The sequence below is a fragment of the Acinetobacter sp. CY73 genome (genome assembly GCF_059515865.1).
The window spans coordinates 69,324-90,388 of sequence record NZ_JCAKMZ010000001.1 but is presented as its reverse complement, the minus strand read 5'-3'; the positions used below and the strand labels follow the sequence as shown (position 1 = coordinate 90,388).

Here is a 21,065-nt window from a genome sequence, read left to right as displayed (position 1 = left end):
ACAATGGTCAGATTATTTCTTCGGCGTTTCGCCAAAAAGTGGACCCATGTTACTGCCACCACCGAACTTTTTCTGCATACCCGTCAATGATTTCATCATTTTTGCCATCCCCGATGGATTAGCAAACTTCTTCATCATTTTCGCCATTTGTGCATGTTGTTTAATTAGTTTATTCACTTCAACAACATCCATGCCACAACCCGCGGCAATACGTTTCTTACGGCTTGGATTCATCAAGTCTGGATTACGGCGTTCTTTAATGGTCATCGATTGAATAATCGCTTCCATTTTTTTCACTTGCTTTTCAGGGTTCGCCTGCGCAATCGCATCTTGAATACCTGAATTACTCATGCCAGGCAACTTGTCTAAGAAGCCCATCATACCGCCCATTTTGTTCATTTGCTCAAATTGCATCAGCATATCTTCAAAGTTGAAGCTGCCGCCTTTTTGCAATTTCTTCGCCATTTTTTCGGCTTTTTCTTTGTCGACTTTACGTTCAAGCTCTTCGACTAAAGAAAGTACATCACCCATCCCCAAGATACGTTGTGCAACACGCTCAGGATGGAAAGGCTCGAGGGCATCAAGTTTTTCACCCATACCTAAGAATTTGATTGGCTTGCCTGTAATCGCACGAACAGAAAGTGCAGCACCACCGCGGGCATCACCATCAGTCTTGGTAAGGATCACACCTGTTAACGGCAAGGCATCATTAAAGGCTTTTGCAGTATTGGCCGCATCTTGACCGGTCATCGCATCGACAACGAACAACGTTTCAGTCGGCTTAATTGCTGCATGAAGCTCTTTGATTTCGTCCATCATATCGCCATCGATATGTAAACGACCTGCTGTATCGACAATCAAGACATCAGCAAATTGAATCTTGGCTTGTTCAATCGCACGATTGGCAATCACGATTGGATTTTCATTGGCATTTGATTCAAAGAATATCGCACCAACTTCAGCTGCAACCGTTTGTAGCTGTTTGATTGCTGCTGGACGGTAAACGTCGGCAGACACCATGGCTACTTTTTTCTTTTGACGTTCTTGTAAGAAGCGTGCAAGTTTAGCTGCAGTCGTCGTTTTACCCGCACCTTGTAAACCTGCAAGTAAAATCACCACTGGTGGTTTAGCCGCTAAATCAAGGGTTTCATTCGCATCACCCATCATCTTCGTTAATTCGTCATGGACGATCTTAACGAAAGCTTGACCAGGTGAAAGTTGGGTCATGACTTCTTGACCCAATGCCTCTTCCTTAACTTTCGCGATAAACTCACGAGTCACAGGTAAGGCAACATCCGCCTCAAGTAAGGCCATACGAACTTCACGTAACGTATCTTTAATATTGTCTTCGGTCAGTTGCCCTGAGCCAGTAACATTTCTTAAACTCTGCGTGAGTCGTTCTGTTAAGGTATCAAACATTGCAAAATCCGCTTAAAATGGTTGTTGCAAAAAAATCTTTCTTAAAATAGAAAATTTATGCATAAGATGCTATAGGATACTGTAGTTCGCATGGAATTTATATCGCATAACATGAATATTCTGCATCCAGAAAAAGGTTTGACATGATTAGCCTCCCTTTGGTTTACACAATTTTAGCATTAATTGCTTATACCACATCTTTTTGGTATTTGTTTTTACACTTAATGTCAAAGCGTGCTCCAAATCATTGGTTTATTGGCATCATTTCAGCTTTGGGTCTTATTCTGCATGCCACAGTGTTATATCACGATATGACCACGCCTATGGGCATAAATTATGACGTTTTTAGTCTAATGTCATTTACCTCTGCCCTCATGCTCTTACTCAGCTTGCTTTATAGTTCCTACCGCCCGGTTATCGCACTAAATCTCACTGGGATTCCTGTTGCAGCTCTTGGACTCATCTTAGGGTTTACCCTGAGTCAACCCAAAGAATTTACAATTGCACAAAATACCTTAGCCTTAGACATTCATGTGATTTTGTCCTTATCTGCCTATGCGGTCCTACTCATGGCAACCATTCACGCTGTATTGCTTTGGCTACAAAACCGTGAACTTAAGAATAAGCAAAAGAATCGTGTTTGGGTCAGTTTACTGCCTTCTTATCAAGCGATGGAAAGTTTACTGTTTGATATGCTGATCACGGGATTTGGTTTACTTTCTGTGGCATTACTCTTCGGTTTCTTCACCATTGATGATTTCTTTGCACAGCATTTAGCGCATAAGACCGCATTTAGTATTGTCTCTTGGATTGTATATGGTGCTCTACTTTTTGGACACTATCGCTTTGGATGGCGTGGTCAAAAAGCGATTCGTTTTACCATCGTTGGATTTGTACTATTGGCTGTCGGATTTATCGGCTCTAAGTTTGTTTTAGAAATGATCTTAGGTCGCTAAATCTGCTGTTCAAATCCTGATTAACTCACAATGATAAAAGTAGACAACCGATCATAAAATGCGTATAACCCTGTTTTTTGATTCAACAGGCGGATTGCTTTGAAACTCATCCTTGCACCGATGGAAGGCTTAACTGATCCAATTATGCGTGATGTACTGACATCCGTGGGCAGTTTTGACTGGTGTGTGACTGAGTTTATTCGAGTGACCAACTCTGTTCTGCCTGATCATGTTTATCACACCTATTGCCCTGAACTATTCAATGGCGGCAAAACTGCTGCCGGTACGCCTGTTCATGTTCAGTTTCTTGGTAATGACCCTGAAATGCTTGCAGCCAATGCAATCAAAGCGGTTCAATTGGGTGCGCCCGCGATTGATATGAATTTTGGTTGTCCTGCAAAGACAGTGAATCGTCATCGTGGCGGTTCTGTTTTATTAGATGAACCTGAAGTGGTTCATGAACTGGTCAAAGCAGTTCGTGATGCTGTCCCTGCACATATCCCTGTATCAGCCAAAATGCGTTTGGGCTATATGGATCGGAATTTCACTTTAGAAAATGCCCATGCTATTGAGGATGCTGGTGCGTCATGGCTCACTGTTCATGCGCGTACTAAAGCGGAAGGATACACACCTCCTGCTTATTGGGATCAGTTGAAACCGATTCGTGAAGCTTTAAATATTAATGTGATCGCCAATGGTGAAATTTGGAACAACACCGATGCCAAGCAATGCCAAATTGAATCAGGATGTGAAGATTTAATGATTGGTCGGGCTGCGGTCACTACACCTGATGTTACTCAATGCATCCGCCGAAATACCGATGAGGCTTTGATCACTTGGGATGAATTGGTCGCACTGCAAGTGCGTTTTTTGAGTGGTCCTTATAAAAAAGAAGTGAATCTGGTCGGACGTTATAAACAATGGATTGGGATGATGTCGAAGCACTACCCTGAAGCGAAAGAGCTTTGGGGTGAAGTGAAGCGACTGAAAAAAGTCGATGAAGTGATTGATAAGTTAAAAATGCCATAACTGCTCCAATCTGCCTGCTAAGGCAGAACCAACGGCAATCGAATCTCACCTGTTGCATTTTGACTACTTTCATTTAGGTTTTGCATCGTTTCACGAGTGAGTAAATCTGTGATATCACCGTCTACAAGAATAAGTCGTTGCGCTAATTCATCGATTATTTGATTTTTTTTTGAAGTTCATTTTTTTCCATATTTTTCTTCATCATATTGTTTTGCTAAATCAATCCGATAGGTATAATCCTTCCATCGCTCATGCTCAAAATCTTTTTCTTTACCTTGCCAAGATAAATCTGTTAAAGCATATTTTTGGAAATCCATACGGCTCGGTTTATTAAATCCTAATTTTTTTAAGATTGCTTCAAATTCAAAACTTTGACTATCGAAGCTTGCTCCGATACGCCAACCAATGAGCAAAGAAGCAAGTAAGCAAGTAAGCAATGTAATCAAAATATAAGATTTAGTTAAAAAAATTATTCCGGCCTTCCCATCAAAAATTGCAAATAAACAAAAAGTCATTACACCAAGAAAGCCAAAAAACAGCCCTCCTTTCATTCCAAAAATTCTATATCGCAATCTTCCTTTAACTACTTCTTGAGCTGTCCATATATAACTCTTCTTTTGATCAATGATTGCAGCGGCGCGTGCATATTTTTCATTATCAGGTTCTGCTATGACTTTAACTGTATCGCCTTTTTTAAATATGATCACTGGAAAACAACCTGTAAAATAATGTTTTAATCCTTCTTGATCTGTGACCTCTAATGCAAAATCACTTACTTCGATCCCGTCATCACTGGCTGCAAAACTCGCCAGAGCTGCACTCCCTATTTGTCCTGCAAGTGCCGAACTTACTGCTATAGCTCCTGTCGTATTTTGACTACTTTCATTTAGGTTTTGCATCGTTTCACGAGTGAGTAAATCTGTGATCTCACCTTCAATGATAAAAAGCTGTGAAGCTAATTCATCGATTATTTTATCTGTTTTTTTTAAATTCATTAGCTGCACCTTAATTATGCAAATAGTGCCTGATAATCTTCCACTTCTTGCTTTTCAGGCATCAACTCCTCACTTTTGTCCTTTCTAAAGGTGGAATGTTCACACCAACGCCGTAGTTTAGTGGAATCCATATAAATCAATATCACTACTTCAGCAATGCTTAAAATTAATCCTATCCCACTCACCCAACTAATCCCACGTAATAATACATTTCTGACAATTTCTCGAGTCATTTTTTTAACACTGTATTGAAAGGTTGCTTTACCAAAAACTGTTGCACCCATACGCTGAATAAAAGGGCTTGCTCCTACTCGTTGTAAATAAGTCATTAATGGACCTATATAGGTAAGCGCCGCAAAGATTCCTAAAAACATTCCTAAAGCCCCCGAAGCTGAACGGACTGAATACAGAACAATCAATGAAGTGGGTATTCCTTCTTTTTCACTTAGACTCATTGCTTTTTTATAATCCAACCATGCCGTGATTCCACCTGCAAAAGCACTTAAACTTCCTGCCACCCATTTTATTCCAGCACGTTGAATATTTGCAGCCCCTCTGGTTGCAGCAGCACCTGCACCTGCATATCCTGCTGCACTGGCAGTTTCACGTACACTTTTGGCCAAGCCATAAAAGATATCTAAACCGAATGCTGTTAATGCAGAGATCGAAGCAACCAATGCTGCTATTTGCGTCCCATCTTGATACTTACCCGACTTTAACATATGCGCCAAATTAATGGCTTCAATGAACACCAAAGCACCAGAAGCTCGAACTTGATGATAATTATTGGTATGATTTTTTGCCATCCCTTTACTACCATTTTGATCAATTTCCTCTAACGTCAAAGCCACTTGTTGTTTTTTGGTCATGGCATCATCAATGAGTAAATCCAAAGAACGAATCGTTGCTTCCTTGGTTTTTACACCTGCACGCTTTGCTAAATCAGGATTTATACCTGTATTTTTACCAATCGTTTGTGTTTCAGGATCGATATTGTGTACAACTTGATCAAACCTCAACTTTTCGGCAAGCTCACCCATTTGTGCAAACAATAACTTTTGTGAAATCGCTCGTACAAAGCGACTTTCGGCATTACTCCCCATACCCGCTTTAAATACGATTCGGGAAAAGTTAGAAACAAAGAGCATCACTTTTTTTTCTGCCTTATAAAAGCCAATATTTCCTTTATTTTTATCTGAGCCTTGATTTCTTGCCCATTCATCCCAAGCTGAATCAGTTTTCTTTAAAAAATCTACCAATGCTTTAGTGGTTTTTATTCCTGCAGCGGTTAAATCATTTGCTGTATTTTTAACTTCATCATGCTTTGCTTTGGCTTCTAACTGATTACTATATAACCCGAGAATAAATAAATTTTTACGCTCAAATTCAGGTTTCTTTATCCATTCATCTAATTGCTTTGCACCTGGATCAGCACCCTCCATTCCAAATAACATACATGCCACATGTGCTTTAAAGGCACAACCGTTTTGTAAATCCTTGTCATCATAAATATCTAAAGCATTTAATAAACTTTGGGATTTAATCCAATTTAAATGATCTTGAGCTCTACTATTTGCTAATTTTTGTGCTGTTTCAACTATAGATGAAGCAATTTTTTTAAAATTTTCTGCTTCTTCAAAATTAAGATTGTCATCACATACTTTAAAATCAGCTTTTGTCTTTTCTTCAATAATGATTTGTTTATTATCTTCTCGTTTATTCATTAAGTCGGCATGTTGTTTCAACACTTCCTGCTTGCTTTTTTCTAGCCGAGCTACTTCTTGGACATCTCCTTTTTTTTGCGCAGCTTTTGACAATTCCTCTATAGTTAAAAGACGTCCCTGCAAACGCCCATCTATTGGTGTACGAGTGCCCATTTCTCCTGAAGTGTGAAATTGGGTAATACTTTGAGCTAGAGAACCTTTCAATGTATCTAAACGTTGTGCAGCATCTAACTTTCTTTGATTAGTTACATCATTTTTATCTTTTGCCTCTAAAAAATCATCTACTGGCGCATATGCATCATTTCTATAATCATTTAATTTGACTGTAATTCCTATTGGATCATACAAAGCAATACTTGCAAAAAACTGAGGCTGAGCATTAAATTTATCTGCCGCTTGATTAATCCTTCCACCAAAACTACTTATATTATCAATGGAAGATTTTAAATTTTTATTATTCAAACAATGTTTTTGAGACTGACTCCCACCTTTCCAAGATGATACATCTATTTTTTGCCAATGACCTTTCTTATAGAAATCATCTGGATTTGCTTCTAATTTTTTTATCATTCTTTGCGTTAGTGCGACATGTGAATACAAAATATATGCTGCTTTTTCTATATCTTTAGGATTATGAGGAACTGTAATTAAAGAAGCTGCAAAGTTATGATTTGCAGACTTACATGCAAACTCTGGAACTGAAACTGGTGCTGGTTTTTGTATAGGAAATAATGATAAGTAACCCGAAGGTGTAACTTTATATGCCCACCATTCCTTCTTGCCTGAAGTTCTAACAATCAATTGGTAAATATAACCAGAATCAACCATTTCAACCGTATATTTCGAATGGCTTAGACTTATTGATTTAACATTTTCACCTAGATTCGTAGGTAAAGTTGGAACCTTTCCTTGCTTAACGCTATAACGGAGTGGCAATATATGAAAACCCTCCTCTCGGCAAAACGTTTTACAATTTTCCCCATTTTGTTTAGCTACAACATTTGGCTTATTATTCGGTATTGGTTGAAGCGAAATCCCAGATTTTTTTGCAGCTTCTTCTAATTTTTTTTTTGTTTTTGTTGGATCTAAAGACACGGGTTGCTTAGTTTCCAGCGACTTTTTCCACTCTTGGACTTTTGCTGAATCAATTTTAATTTCTTTAGCTTTAGACAAAGGTGATTTCAAGTCTGTCGCATTTATTGTTGGAATTTTTCTATCGTTACCCATGAGATATCCCCTCTAAATTATTTAATTCTTTTTTTATCGATATCCATTTATCCCTATCAAGAAAATTTATAGCTTCATTAAACTCATATTCATGAGTTGAAGTCATCCAATAATCTTTTAGTATAATTTGAATCTCTGGATGAATAAAGAAATGCTGACCTAGTATTTCAGCATATAAACCATAACTAAAAAGATCCGAATACTTATGAATTTTATAATTTTCATGTGCTAAATATAAATTCAATAATACGTTCTTGGGATCTAATTTATCTCTGTCTATTTCATCATAATTATAAGCTTCTACAAAAACTAGATTACTAATTTCAATAAGATCTAAAGCGATGGATTGATCGTATGACAGTTCATAGATTTTTCGAGAAATAAACTTTTTATTTTTATCCTTTTTCCAACTAAAGTATCCTGTGGGATGTATAAAATGCCAAGTTTCAAATATTCCCAATAAACCATGTAGTTCAATTTCATTAAAGATTTGATCTAAATGGATTAAAACTCTAGGATCATACCAACGGAATAAAATTTTCGAGTTTACATCCTGAACAACTAAACTTTTTTTAAATCTCGAGTTTATCTGATCATTTTCAAGTAAACTTGTTCCAAACCCATGCACTACATATTTATTATTAGTAATTTCAGAGTTATGTAAAATTTTTCCAGAAATTACTCTCCCTACTTTTTCTAATATTTCTTTTGTATTTATTTCCGCAAAAAATAAATTTGTATCCGTGGGCTTATTACCTAAAGCTAAAGGCAAATAGACAATATTTTCTTCTTTAAAAAAAAATTTTATCTCACTAAAACTACCCGGCTCTAAAGTTTCATCTAATAAAACTAACAGCCGTCCATTTCGATCAAAAAGAGCTCTCATATCCTCATAAATTTTAGCTTCAGAACTATCTGGCTCCAAATTAGCTAAATGAAAACCACTCATAAAATCACCTTCGCTGAGCCCATTTCTGCTGCTTGGCCTTGCTTAGCAGAACAATCAGGTAAATTCAATGCTGGCTGATTTATCGATGCGGGCGAGGTAAACTTATGCTGCCCCGCCTTCACCTCAAACTTTCCACCTGTGGTTGGGAATATCCCTGAACCATTAATTTTTATCTGTGAGCCGCCCGCGGTTAAATTAATCTCTTTCGGGCTGGTGATATAGACCGTGTCTTCCGTAGAGATAATTTGAATGCCTTTTCTGGCAATTAAATCCAACGCATCGCCCTGCGCTTGTACTTCTATTTTGCCTTTACCTGCATATAGCCTTGCGCCTTCTTGTGCTGCAAATAGACTGATCTTAGAGCTCGCATGCCCAATCAGAGACTTTTGCGTAGAGATATTAATACTGTCCCCTGCACTCTGACTGATCTGCCCATCTGCGGAGAGATGAATATCTTCATTGCTGGCAAGTGCAATTGAATTCGATGCTGCTAAAATCATTAAGGCTTGTTTAAAGGCATCAGCTTTATCTTTTTCACCTTTTTCAATTTGATCTAGAAAACTCTTAAGCTGGTCTAGTACTTCAAGCGGATCCGTCTGCTGGTTCTTCGCCACTTCACTTAAAGCTTTGGCATTGTTATGTGAGCTTTCAAGTTGGCTCTTGGCTTCATTGGCATCTAGTTGTGTGCCACTGGCTTGACCTTGGGCGTGTGTGCTCAGCAATAAACCTTGTCCAGCTCGCACTGCCCCCCACTGGTCAGTTCTAAGCTCAAATCCTTCTCCTCGTCCATCACTTTTATCGGATGATTTTGGATGACTTAGATTTCCCAAGTTGAGTTGACTTGCTCCATGACTACTCTGAAGCTGTGCACTAATTTGCCCAGTTGTATCATCAAATCTTAACTGGTTAAATCCTCCACCAGCTACTTCTTTAGAACGGATACCACTCAATTTCTTGGTATCTGGTAACTGACCTTGTACATCGAACTTAGTCGGACTGCGTTGAGCCTCATGCAAGCGTCCCACTACAAAAGGACGATCAATATTCCCATCAAAGAAATCAATGACGACAATTTCATCGATACGCGGTAAAAAGCGAGCACCATATCCATCACCCGCCCAAGGAGTAAGAACATCTACCCAAGCAGAGTCAGTATCATTTTCATTTGCACCCGCCCCTCCATCGTGTTGATGATCTTCACTACGAGTGAATAAAAAACGGACTTTAATACGTCCCCATTCATCTACATGAATCACCTCGCCAGGCGGTCCAACAACTTTGGCACGTTGTGGATGAGCTGCAGGACGATGCTTCAATGGATTAAATTCAGGAACAATACTGACGTTTCGTCGTTGTAATATTAGATTATTAAGCTGTCTCTCTTGATTAGCTTGGCTTAAATTTGAAGGCAACCAATTACTCTGCACAAGTAGTTGACCAATTTGATCATCCAAATCTTTAGGCAAATTATTTTGGTTGTAATAACTCTTACCAACAATCAAAAACTCTTTATCAGCACCACTATGCTCATCAACTTCAGGATGGTCATTAAATTCAAACCAATAACCAACTTGTGTATCTCTAACAGTTGACCTTGCTACAAACTGCTTACTTTGAGTATCGTAATAATTACTTAGATTCTTATTAAATTTTTCAATTTGACTATTATTTGATGCTGTCGCCTGATCTTCACCCTTTAGATCTTGCATCCATGCAGGGCTGAAATGCCAAGCCTGTTCTAAAGCCAAACTCGCATTATCATAGTTATCACTATGTTTATGCTTGCTTTGAACCGTGCCTGCTCCTTCTTCTTGTTCCAGCACATCTGATTGCCAACGCTGTACATGCACAGCAGTGGGTTGAATACTACGTTGCCCCACAAAACTAATGATACTGTCTTTTCTTTCAGTTGCACTACTGCGATGGAAGCGGATGTTTCTGCGTTCAAGTGCTTGGTATTGGCTACTATCGTCTATCAGCCTGAGCTTTTGAGCTTCTATGGAAGTTGATGAGACAGGTACTTGGAGTTGAGCTTCGTCAATCAGCCAATTGATACCTTCACTGCGCATGAGACGCGTCAAGAAGTCGTAATCGGTTTCATTACTTTGCATAATGAAAGGACGCACATCATACTGTTGTTTAAGTCCACCAAGATCTAAACTGAGACTTGCAGCAAATAGTGCACTTTTGCTTTGCCATTCCTGAAAAATGGTTTCGATCACCTCTATCGCAGACTTATTCATAAAAACACGGTTATTCAGCCGTTTATGCCATAGAGATGTAGGATCTTGAAGTGTAAGTTTGTACAGGGTCAGTGAACCGTCACTTTGCCCTTGCGCTGCTTCGGTAATAATCCCTGTGGTACGAAACAGCTTACCCTGATCGGTGACTTGATCCACAGCGACTTGGCAACCAATAAATTGTTTAAGCGAGATAGTTGCGTTAGTGGATAAACAAATCAACTCTGCCTTAAGCCCCTCATTGAGCGCATGTTGACCATCTATTCGTTGTAGAAACACTTCTTCATTTAAGCTTGGATTACTAAACTGTGCGTGTATGGCTCTTTTTTGAGCGGTTAAGCCAAGTTTTTCTATAGCCGAAAATATATTGGAAAGCATATTTATTATCTTTTTTAGCGTATCTTTGAATGCTGTCTATTTAATCAAATTTTATGCAAATTAAACAGCTTTTTTAGCTAAAAAGTTGTTTTAGTGCGTAAAAAAGACGATCAATAGATCGTCTTTTTTCAAATTGAACTGTAAAATTGAATCGATTTCAGATCACAATTCATCCACATCCATATTCAATATAGAGTTCACCTCATCTGGGGAAAACTCTTTGGCCAAATCAGAGGTCGGATTCATGACCAAAGTTGCTCCACTGGTCATGGAGAAAAGCTCGCGAGTAATCATTTTAAAATATTCAGCATCCAGACCTACATCTGAATGAATCATGTCTAGCGATAAGAAAAATGGAATTGCCTGTTCACCCTCTGCCGACTCCAATACGCGGAATTGGAAGTTTTTTGCATCATCCTGTGTACCCAGACAAAAAACTTCAGCGTCCAATAATTCCGTTATAAATTGCGGAATCAACTCATAGTTTTGTTGGGTTTGCTCAAATAGAGCTTGTAAATTTTGATTATTCATTATGATTACTGATCATCTTATTAAAATATAAATTTAAAAATCATCCACCAAGTTTGGTGAACCGTTGTTCATGATTAGAACACAAAAGCATGATCAACTCTATATTGATCATCTTCAATCAGCATGACCATTTCAGCAACATAGTCACCTTCGGCTTTACTGTATTTTTGCGTCCAAATTACCGCTACAGATTCAGGGCGTCGGAACAGTTTTACAAATTCTCGTTCTGTAAATAGACCCATCTTCTCTTGATAAACACCGCACACAATCTTAAATTGCGTTTCATCCAATGCGCTTTTAGCACGTTGACTAAAATACTGAATATGCTTGGCATAGTCTTTTTCAATCGATGCCTGCATAAGTGAATCCATCATCTGATTGGCGATATTCAGCAACTCAGCATCGGTTAATTGATCAAATGAAATAGCCATATTTGCTCCTAAAAAGCGCGACTGATGACAGAACCATTGAAAGCAAGACAATCTGCCACTCTTAACTGTTGAATTTTGGATAAAGCCTCTACATCAAACCAAGCATATTCCGAATGTTCATCACTGAGCTGTATTTTTGTGTTTTCATTATGTTTAATCAGCTCGCATCGAAATATAAACGCATGTGAATTCATAGCTGAATGGTAATAGACACCTGACAAATATTTTACTTCCACCTCACAACCTAGCTCTTCTTGGCATTCACGAATTAGCGCATCATGTATCGTTTCACCGACATCTAAACCGCCACCAGGTAATCCCCAAGCATGATCAGCATAGTTCGCTTTGAGTAACAGTATCTGTCCATCTTGGTTACAAATCACCGCATGTGAACTCATTCGATACAGATCATGAAATCCCATTATTCATTTCCGAAATTCGTTATTTTAATCACCAGCATATAACACCTGATTTAAAGATCACCACACACATCCTATAACTGAATTTATTAAGCTTAGGCATCAGATTGACATTTTGGACCCTTCAATAAAAATACCCGTAAAGGTGATTACAGGTCTATTTATTTCTTTAGATCTCTTGGGAGAAGCTCTTTAGAATAAATTTTGCTCAAAGAGTAAACTTTAAACCACCAGCCGCAGCTTAGGCTTATCCTTCAATAGAACGGCCTTTCCCGTGATGATGTCCACAGGCATAGAAATATGTTGATGTACGATGCGCCATTCATCACCCAGCTTTTTCAAACATAGAGTCGTACGACACCAAGGCATTTGCAACTTCCCTTTTAAAGCACTATGTTCAACTTTAGAGAGACAATGTAAAACAGCCAAAGAGTCGCTGGTATGTAATTTAATTTCACGGCGTGAAATCTGCATACCTTCCATGAAGTAAGGGCTGAACTTCGCCCATTCTGTTTTATATTCTTCGATGTTATTCAACTGACTACTGACATCGAACATACGCATTTCAGGACAGCATTGATTCGCAAGTGCTTTAATATTTGTGCCGACCACAGCTTGATCCCACAACTCAATTTGAGCCAAAACTTCTTGTGCAATGATTTTGTCACCGTCTATTTGAATTGACACGGTTTGCTTCCTCATTTTTCTTATATTTGTGATGAAGTTAACACTTTTAATCCATTAAAGTAAGGGGGAATTTTGGGATTTTAATCATTTATTATGATTTTTTTGTGAACAATTTTATTAAAATTTGACAAACCAAGACTATTTTTTAATACAACTAAATAAATAGTCCGCCAAGATTTATTTTATACAAATAAGGTAGTTAGATAAATTATTTTTAAAATAATGAATGCTCTCCAAGATTAAAAAATACTGAACTACAACTGAACAGTATTTTAACCGCTTCAAAGTAGAGTGCAATGAGTCTAATTGAATAGAAATATGAATTTGCGATGCCGTATTCGACTAAGAAATCGCCCCGTTCCAATTCAATATCTGCACTGATCAAATTGAAAATAGGTTTTTAAAATAAAGCGATAAGAGACAACGTCCAAGCGTATTTGCCTGACAAAACTGCTTTTTTGACTATCTTCATTATGTCTAGTCGGATAATTTTGGATTTACTATGCTGTGTGCATTATGGAAAATCTTAAAGTGAAGCACTGACTTAAAGTGTGCCTATATTTCTAAACACACTGAATCTTAAAACCAGCTATTCACAAGAATTGTAGAATTTATGCTTTTTTTACAAATTCGGATTTGAGTTTCATTGGACCAAAACCTTCTACTTTACAATCAATATCGTGACCATCATTTGCATCTGGAAGCAAACGAATATTTTTTGCTTTCGTGCCGACTTTAACGACGGATGATGAGCCTTTAATTTTAAGATCTTTAATCACTGTCACAGTATCGCCATCGGCTAAAACATTACCAACAGCATCTTTAATAATCGCAACATCTTCAGCGACTTCACCTTCTTTCCATTCATGTGAACATTCAGGACAAATCAATAGTTCGCCATCTTCATACGTATATTCTGAGTTACATTTTGGGCAGCTTGGTAAAGACATAATAATTTCCAAATTTAAAAAATGAAGCAAAAAAGAAAGTCTGTATTATAACATTAATTTATAGCTATCAAAGCATTCCAATATTTTAGTTATGATTTAAATCAGTCTTATTGTTCAGCGTAGAGTGAGTAAGTTCGCTTTATCATAAGTTTCATTGTTCATCTAAAAATAAGCCCCAATATTTTTAAATATTAGGGCTGATTTGAATTTTATTGGCTATTTTAACAAAAACGCTTCAAAAAAATTAACTTTGGAATTCTTCATCAATGTCTTCGTCATCATAGACATATGCCATGCAACCCCAACCATCGTATTCACCGCCATGTTCATTGGCAATTTTGGTGAACCATTCTTCTAGATCGACGATGTCTGAATATTCAGGTTCCATGTAGACATAAATAGTAATAATCCACTCTTGGGTTTCTGATTCTTCATCAATAAAGAGACTGACTTTTTGCTCTTCATGTAAAAGAAATAATGCACACTGTTCAGCTTTTGCTTTGTCTGTGAATGCAATTGAATATTCAATTTCATGTGCTTCAGTGAGGTCGTCACCGTCTTGAGCCATTTGCCAAAGGACATCACCATTATCATCATTTGGAAATAGTTCTAGGTCGCGTTCAGTCATTGTAGAATCCTTGTGTTTCTTTTCATCAGGTTAGAACCACCTTAGCTTAATTCTATTTCAATTTGGAGATATATTTTTTAATCTTAAATTTAATCTGACACAATCATATTAAAGCTTTAGGTTTCGATAGATTTTTTGTGGATCTTTTTGGCATTGATAATCAAACCAAAAATGATAATTGCGCGGATCACTTAAACGATTTATATAGTTTGACAATGCCTCATTTGAATCGACTAGATATTTAGGGTCATTCCATTGCTGAGCAAACACCGCAATCGGTTGATTTTGGAATGTTAAAACCCAAGTCGCTTCACCTCCCTGAATAGGAGGTAAATAATCACTTTCAATCATTAAATGACAAAAATCTGCCACTGTAGAATCTTGCGCTACTTCGAATTCTCGTTTATTCGGGGCAGTACAATCATCGCCCAGCGCAACACTATCACGTGCGACTTTAATTATTATTTTCATCGATAATTTTCTTTTAAGATATTCACATCATACGATTTTTAATGTTGATTGCCACTTTTATCCCTTAAAAAGCAGTTTCACAAACAATCTCTAATTCTGTGCCACTCAATGGCTGAGTAAATGCCAAATAACTTGCATGCAATGCCATACGCCCTAATGGACTACGTGTCGGCTCAGGATGATAAAGCTTATCTCCTGTAATCGGGTGCCCGATATATTGTAGATGCACACGAAGTTGATGCGAACGACCTGTAATCGGTGTCAATAACACGCGACTGACATCGTTTACTTCATCGTATTCGACACGATCATACAAAGTCAGTGCTGGCTTACCCAATTCAAAATGCACGATTTGACGTGGACGATTTTCCCAATCGGTAATCAGAGGCACTTCGATACGACCTGTATCAGGCAATTTCCCTTGTACCAAAGCGATATAATTCTTTTTGACAGTACGCGCTTGGAACATTTTACTCACCGCAACTTCGGCATCCCGATGCTTGGCAAACATCAAAATACCTGACGTTGCCATATCTAAACGATGGGTGATTTTGGCATTTGGAAATTGCTCTAAAACACGATAATACGCACTGTCATGATGCTCAGGTAAACGCCCCGGGACAGACAATAGTCCTGCAGGTTTTTCAATGATGACCAGATCATCATCCTCATAAAGAATTGAAAGTTCACCCTGAGGAGGCATATAGACAAAATTATCGTTCAGCGCCATGAAATAACAGCTTCAGCAAAAGTGCGCGCAAAATAACAAGTGGTGCTTAGACTGTCAATCTTCGACAGCCCAGCACATTTATTCTATGAAACTGATTACTTCATATTGCTATGTTGAATGCCTAAACCTTGCCAAAACTCATCGGGATATTTGATTTCAGGCTGTCCAACCCATCCATTTACCACGTCTAGGTCATAACCTTCAGCATTTTGCTTATAGCTCACTGATTGCAATGCCATCAAATCCCAACTTCCCGTAAATTTAATTTGCTCTAAATTTTCAGGATATTGTCCATATCTTATTTTATGCAATTCGATTAATGAAATAGCTGTTTTGAAATGTTGATCACCAAATGCATTATCTGCATTTTTTTGAATATTAGAGATTTGATCACATGCAAAAAGATTAAGCGTTAACAAAAGGAGCATGATCGTTTTTAATTTTTTCATATCATTATTTTAAAATGTAAATTGTGTGCATATGTTATCAATGGATTGAAATAACTTCAATTTTATAGCGCTGTAATAAATATAAGATGGCGTTTTACTTGAGGGAGGTTGTTGTTTTGATTTTTATGTTGATGGGTTCTATTTTTTTATTGGTTTTGTCTTTCAGAATTTTTAAGGGTGTTGGGAAAAACATAATGTTTAACTTCAACGAGCATAACTTTGTAAGTTATAACCATGTGCCTATAAATTGGTAATCTATAGCGTCCTAAGTCGAATCGAGACCTTTTGGGTGAGTACTGCATTCGCGTTTTGCGCCGCTAACAGCATGCTACTCTTTTCAATTCCCGTCACACCCTTGATATATATAGTAGTCAAAGTTGTTCGGGATTAATTTCCTAAGATGCGCTATTTTTTAATCTATTTGAGAAATATTTTCACTTTAGTTTAAATTTTAAATAATATTTTCCAAATGAATCAAAATAAGTCTTTTATTTACCAACAATCATCCTTTTAAGAGAATTTTTAATACAAAGATTTCAATTACAGATTATGCAACTCGAATTGTGGTTTGTGATTTACCTTTTACTTTTGATGTGTATATCAGCTGGTCAGTGAGATGGGTGGCCTCATCAAGGTTAGCAGGAAGTTCATTGAATAACCGACCTCGGTACTGAAATCAACAGCGTAGCGCTGCTTTAATCCGCTTTCAAAAATCTCTCTAAGACGTTTTGCATATTTCTCTGTGCCCGCTTGATCCGTGTTTTGTAAGATCACCACGAATTCATCGCCAACTCATCGTGCAACTGTATCGCTTTTGCATTTAATTGATATCGACCTTAACTCACATAAGGTGCTTGTTGCCAATGATGATTTATAGAATGAATCATCAATTTTGTTCAGTTGAGTTCGAGTCCTCATTGCATCGACTTAATTTAAACTCTAAATCTCCAAAATAAATAGAAAGCCATCTATAGATCACTAGTCTACACAGCATTTCGGGCATGGAACGACTTTTTCTCTGGGCCAATTCATACGCGCACGTTTGAGTGCAAGATCACAATCGGCAAAGTTGCCAATGAATATTTGGTTTTTAAGATTGGGGATGTCTTCACAGCCTCGTGTTGCATTATGCATTTGATAAGCGCCACTCGGTAATGCATTTTCATCGACGATATATTTGATCATTAGTCTTCTCCCCTACATTTCAAATTTTCATGGCAAATGCACAAAAACAACAATCCCATATAAATTTTATGTCTTTATAATTACATAATTTTTATATGGGATTTACAAGGATAAATCAATCTTTTATAGCACAAATATTAAACTATTTTTCCTCTTCATAAAATTACTTAAAATACTGATTATTTTAACTTTTAAATAAAATCATTAAATCAATATCGAATAGCACTATGTCTTATCAATTACTTTTTTTCGTTTATGTTAGTAGTGATACATTATTTATTGAACAAAATTTTAGTTTTAATCAGTCTTAAATTAATCAAAGTCTAAGTTTTCAAAGTCTTTAATTTTTGATAAATGTATTGGTGCAATGTTGATTTTCGACCATGATTCTTTAAATCGCTCAGGCTTATCTCGGTCTGTTAAGTTAATATTTTCTTTTAATAATTTCTTCTGAGTAAGGAAGTTAATACTGGTGACGTAGTCTGTATAAGGACCACGATTTTCAAATAGATCATAACCAATTAAACGGAAGTCTTGTCCTTCCAATCTAAAAGTATAGTTCCAATGGCCATAACGCCCATGAGCATAGTTGAATTTTAGAAATCCTTTTTCAATCGAGGTATATAACTCGGGTGGGAAGTAAAGACCACCCTCTTCATTATCTGAACTAAAACAGTTTAAGTTCTGCATCCATTTTTGATATTTGCCATTTTGATTCAGAAAGACCAACACACCACGGCGGTTTTGATCTAGCTTTCCTTTATATTCATCATTGACCCATTTTGTTGGATCTGTCGCTTTGACGATGAGGACTAAATCAGCTTTGCCATCTTTATTGAGATCCCCATGTACAGCTTCAAATAATGTGTATTTTTCAGGAATGAGATTTTTATATTTGGCTTGATCTTCTTTGAGTTGAAGTTGTTCTTCAGTGAAAACGGTTTGCGCACTCAATGTAGAAGAGAACAGAACAACCGAAATCCATACAAATGCTTTCATACCCAACTCCACTCAATCTATTTATATCGTTGTACTTGCTTGCTCAGCTTTTTTACGACTAATCCAACGTACCACCCAAATCAATGCAATAACAAACACGATCACCACTAAAACAGGAACGATGAGCGACAAGATTGACACTACAAATGCACCGATCCATTCACCTGTTGAAACCACAGGATTGCCTACACCACCTGTCGTTGCTGTTGAAAGTCCACGAACTGCTACGGTACTCATTTGTACTGCAGTTGCTGTACCACCACCGACGATGAGTGCCGATGCCCAACTGGCAAACTGTGACATTTCCCCTGTGCCTGCTGCCATCGTGGTCAGTGTGCCTGCAACCAGTGCTGCGGGTGTGGCAATGGTATCGAGTAAGTTATCGACCCAAGGAATGTAGTACGCTCCAATTTCAAAAACGGTTGCGACAGCCAGTGCGATACAGACTGATGGCATCGCCAACCAATCAAAGCCTTTCATCGGTTCAAACCAGCCCATGAGGGATGCGACACTCATCACGAGGAGTGGGACAAATACACGGAATCCACACGCTGCGCTTAAGCCAATGCCGATACATAATCCTAAGATGGTTTCCATGATGATGATTCCTGTTTTTCTTGTTGGTTATTGTGATTGAAGTCTAGTTTTAAAGATAACAAAAAAGCCCTATGGAGTAATAGGGCTTTTTATTTAAAACAGGGATCGCTGTTTTAGTGTGTTGGCTTAGGCGTTCTTGTTGTTAAACTGATTGCCTTGGCACTTGGTACACGGTGGTAGACGGTCTGTACCAATTTCTAAGTAAGTGCGATGTCCGCACTGAACGCAAAAATAGAAACCTGTTCCCGGTTTTGAGCCAGCAGTTACCATCTTGGTTCTCCGTAGTTATTAGAAATGGTGAGTCTAATATACTCCACTCATGATGATGTTTTATTGTCCATTTCGACGGATGATGATGTCGATTGGGCGAAGTGATATTTACAATCGAAATTTTGATTGCTTTACGTAGGTTTAGTGACCCAATTTTCGACATTTAGTCCTTCAACACGTAAAAACTCTTTTTCATTATTCGTCACCATGACCCAATTATTTGCTCTTGCATGTGCTGCAAGCCATAAGTCATTGTTTCCAATAATTTGACCTTTAGATGTCAGGTCTTTACGAATCTGTGCATAGTGCTCTGCAACATTTTCATCTAATTCAATCACTGGAATAATTGAAACTAATTCATCTATAACACGTAAGGCTTTTGCTTTGTTTTGGCTTTTTTCTGCACCAAAACGTAATTCTCCTAATGTAATCACTGAAATAAAAATATTTCCATTCGGTAAATGTTTTTCAAAATGCTTACAAACGATTTCAGGTTGATGTTTGGTGATGTAGATACAAATATTGGTATCCAATAAATATTGTGTTGGCATTAGAACTCTTCTCGTCCTTGCGGTGGTTCATCCACTCTTTCATCAGCATAAAAGTCATCAGGCATTTGTGCCAATACTTTAAATAAATAGTCTGCTGTCACAGGTTTTTCGCGCAATATCACTTCGTCCCCACGGCGAAAGATTTCGACTTCTTTGCCTTCGAAGCGAAACTCTTTAGGTAAACGAATAGCTTGGCTACGCCCTGTCATAAAAACTTTTGCGGTAGTCATACGGCGACTCCATGAGTTTTGATATATATCTTATGATAGGTATTTATTGAGTGATTTTCAATCATATTCTTTTTTGTTTAAAAACCTACCTCTTAATGTACTTTACTTTAAATCAGTTGGGCATCATTTTAATCGGGTTGATTAAGCATTCTTTTGCCACTCACTACCTTTTTTTAGCAACGATCAGTACTAATTTCTGAGTACTTGCGAACCGCACTAAAAGCAAAAAATAGAAGCCTTTTCCTAGTGCTTCAGCTGGAACCAATCGTTCTACAGAATTATTAGAAATGGTGCAGGAACTACAACCGAATTCTGATGGAGCTAATACTCGTCTATTTCCACAAATGATGTCGATTAACCAAAGATAATTTTGTAAATTATTTAACAACCAGACCTAAATACCAAAATACCACTACTATTTTTAATAAAAAAATCTGAATATTTATCTTTCATATTATTTTTATTTGCAATTGTAAGTATTTCATTATACAAATTATTTGCTTGATTATATGCTTTTTTTTCCTCTGAAGATAAACAATTGGGATTAATACTTCTATCAACACCCAAACGTGTGAATTGTGAAATTAAGTTTTCAATTTGTTGTTCTCTTTGTCTTAAGGTAACTTCTTCACTTAGTGCATTTTCTTGAATTTTTAATTGTGCAAGATCTAACTGATAGTCTTGAATTTTTAAGTCAGTCTCAGTTTTATAACTATTAAGTTTATTTTCAATCTCTTGTCTCTGCTGACTAAAGTTTTTTTCTTTGATACCTAACTCTTGTTCTCTTTTTAAAATATTTAATTCTTTCTGATCTAATTCAACACTTTTAGTTAACATTTCTTGATTAAACTTTTCTTTAGCACCATTTAGCTCTTTATATTCTTCGATCAATTTATAACTTAGACCTCCTATAATAGAACCCATAACGAATAATACAATCATCAAAGATAAGAGATGCTCTTTTACAAACCGAACAATTTCTTCGAAATTTAAATTCATAAATACTCCTAAACCCTGTAT

General features: G+C 37.3%; 23 protein-coding genes. 2 read left to right on the top strand and 21 right to left on the bottom strand.

Going from position 1 to position 21,065, the window contains the following annotated elements; all coding sequences use genetic code 11:
- Positions 1-12: 12 nt before the first annotated feature.
- The gene (ffh, locus tag AC5YD2_RS00435; protein WP_496124423.1) at positions 13-1,419 is read right to left on the bottom strand and encodes a signal recognition particle protein; all 1,407 of its coding nucleotides are present in this window, start codon (positions 1,417-1,419) and stop codon (positions 13-15) included.
- A gap of 143 nt (positions 1,420-1,562) precedes the next feature.
- Between ffh and AC5YD2_RS00430 the strand changes: the two genes are divergently transcribed.
- Both AC5YD2_RS00430 and AC5YD2_RS00425 read left to right on the top strand, forming a co-directional pair.
- Positions 1,563-2,375: a cytochrome C assembly family protein gene (locus AC5YD2_RS00430; protein WP_496124422.1), complete on the top strand. Its 813-nt coding sequence runs from the start codon at positions 1,563-1,565 to the stop codon at positions 2,373-2,375.
- 99 nt (positions 2,376-2,474) lie between these two features.
- The gene (locus tag AC5YD2_RS00425) at positions 2,475-3,404 is read left to right on the top strand and encodes a tRNA dihydrouridine synthase (RefSeq protein WP_496124421.1); all 930 of its coding nucleotides are present in this window, start codon (positions 2,475-2,477) and stop codon (positions 3,402-3,404) included.
- A 176-nt stretch (positions 3,405-3,580) separates the two neighbouring features.
- Here the strand turns inward: AC5YD2_RS00425 and AC5YD2_RS00420 are convergent, their stop codons facing one another.
- The 20 genes from AC5YD2_RS00420 to AC5YD2_RS00325 form a co-directional block, all read right to left on the bottom strand.
- Positions 3,581-4,399 carry a putative type VI secretion system effector gene (locus tag AC5YD2_RS00420; RefSeq protein WP_496124420.1) on the bottom strand — a complete coding sequence of 273 codons (819 nt, stop codon included), beginning with the start codon at positions 4,397-4,399 and terminating at the stop codon, positions 3,581-3,583.
- 14 nt (positions 4,400-4,413) lie between these two features.
- Positions 4,414-7,350 carry a T6SS effector BTH_I2691 family protein gene (locus AC5YD2_RS00415; protein WP_496124419.1) on the bottom strand — a complete coding sequence of 979 codons (2,937 nt, stop codon included), beginning with the start codon at positions 7,348-7,350 and terminating at the stop codon, positions 4,414-4,416.
- Positions 7,343-8,299, bottom strand: a complete 957-nt coding sequence (locus AC5YD2_RS00410; protein ID WP_496124418.1) for a DUF4123 domain-containing protein — start codon at positions 8,297-8,299, stop codon at positions 7,343-7,345. Before AC5YD2_RS00410 ends, AC5YD2_RS00415 begins: the two co-directional genes overlap by 8 nt.
- Positions 8,296-10,917: a type VI secretion system Vgr family protein gene (locus AC5YD2_RS00405; RefSeq protein ID WP_496124417.1), complete on the bottom strand. Its 2,622-nt coding sequence runs from the start codon at positions 10,915-10,917 to the stop codon at positions 8,296-8,298. The genes AC5YD2_RS00410 and AC5YD2_RS00405 overlap by 4 nt, the downstream gene beginning before the upstream one ends.
- A 162-nt stretch (positions 10,918-11,079) precedes the next feature.
- A complete protein-coding gene (locus AC5YD2_RS00400) occupies positions 11,080-11,448 on the bottom strand; it encodes an SseB family protein (protein ID WP_496124416.1) in 369 nt (122 codons plus the stop codon).
- Between the two features lie 74 nt (positions 11,449-11,522).
- On the bottom strand, positions 11,523-11,879 hold the full coding sequence (locus tag AC5YD2_RS00395) for a hypothetical protein (protein ID WP_496124415.1): 357 nt from the start codon (positions 11,877-11,879) through the stop codon (positions 11,523-11,525).
- An 8-nt stretch (positions 11,880-11,887) separates the two neighbouring features.
- A complete protein-coding gene (locus AC5YD2_RS00390) occupies positions 11,888-12,301 on the bottom strand; it encodes an NUDIX hydrolase (RefSeq protein ID WP_496124414.1) in 414 nt (137 codons plus the stop codon).
- Between the two features lie 219 nt (positions 12,302-12,520).
- Positions 12,521-12,985, bottom strand: a complete 465-nt coding sequence (locus AC5YD2_RS00385; RefSeq protein ID WP_496124413.1) for a YybH family protein — start codon at positions 12,983-12,985, stop codon at positions 12,521-12,523.
- 611 nt (positions 12,986-13,596) lie between these two features.
- Entirely contained in the window at positions 13,597-13,935 is a 339-nt protein-coding gene (locus tag AC5YD2_RS00380) for a zinc ribbon domain-containing protein YjdM (protein ID WP_496124412.1), read from the bottom strand.
- A gap of 244 nt (positions 13,936-14,179) precedes the next feature.
- Entirely contained in the window at positions 14,180-14,563 is a 384-nt protein-coding gene (locus AC5YD2_RS00375) for a ribonuclease E inhibitor RraB (protein WP_496124411.1), read from the bottom strand.
- Between the two features lie 108 nt (positions 14,564-14,671).
- Positions 14,672-15,034: a hypothetical protein gene (locus AC5YD2_RS00370; RefSeq protein WP_496124410.1), complete on the bottom strand. Its 363-nt coding sequence runs from the start codon at positions 15,032-15,034 to the stop codon at positions 14,672-14,674.
- 64 nt (positions 15,035-15,098) lie between these two features.
- Positions 15,099-15,764: an RluA family pseudouridine synthase gene (locus tag AC5YD2_RS00365; RefSeq protein ID WP_496124409.1), complete on the bottom strand. Its 666-nt coding sequence runs from the start codon at positions 15,762-15,764 to the stop codon at positions 15,099-15,101.
- 95 nt (positions 15,765-15,859) lie between these two features.
- Entirely contained in the window at positions 15,860-16,213 is a 354-nt protein-coding gene (locus AC5YD2_RS00360; protein WP_496124408.1) for a hypothetical protein, read from the bottom strand.
- A 978-nt stretch (positions 16,214-17,191) separates the two neighbouring features.
- Complete coding sequence (locus tag AC5YD2_RS00355) at positions 17,192-17,398, bottom strand: hypothetical protein (RefSeq protein WP_496124407.1); 207 nt, start codon at positions 17,396-17,398, stop codon at positions 17,192-17,194.
- A gap of 312 nt (positions 17,399-17,710) precedes the next feature.
- Positions 17,711-18,397, bottom strand: coding sequence for a hypothetical protein (locus tag AC5YD2_RS00350; RefSeq protein ID WP_496124406.1), 687 nt, complete (start codon positions 18,395-18,397; stop codon positions 17,711-17,713).
- 21 nt (positions 18,398-18,418) lie between these two features.
- Complete coding sequence (locus AC5YD2_RS00345; RefSeq protein WP_496124405.1) at positions 18,419-18,994, bottom strand: DUF4126 domain-containing protein; 576 nt, start codon at positions 18,992-18,994, stop codon at positions 18,419-18,421.
- A 126-nt stretch (positions 18,995-19,120) separates the two neighbouring features.
- Positions 19,121-19,264: a zinc ribbon-containing protein gene (locus AC5YD2_RS00340; RefSeq protein ID WP_004647987.1), complete on the bottom strand. Its 144-nt coding sequence runs from the start codon at positions 19,262-19,264 to the stop codon at positions 19,121-19,123.
- Positions 19,265-19,395: 131 nt separating this feature from the next.
- Entirely contained in the window at positions 19,396-19,815 is a 420-nt protein-coding gene (gene vapC / locus AC5YD2_RS00335) for a type II toxin-antitoxin system tRNA(fMet)-specific endonuclease VapC (protein WP_496124404.1), read from the bottom strand.
- On the bottom strand, positions 19,815-20,045 hold the full coding sequence (locus AC5YD2_RS00330; RefSeq protein WP_496124403.1) for an antitoxin: 231 nt from the start codon (positions 20,043-20,045) through the stop codon (positions 19,815-19,817). The genes vapC and AC5YD2_RS00330 overlap by 1 nt, the downstream gene beginning before the upstream one ends.
- A 381-nt stretch (positions 20,046-20,426) precedes the next feature.
- Entirely contained in the window at positions 20,427-21,044 is a 618-nt protein-coding gene (locus AC5YD2_RS00325) for a hypothetical protein (RefSeq protein WP_496124402.1), read from the bottom strand.
- Between the last annotated feature and the right edge of the window lie 21 nt (positions 21,045-21,065).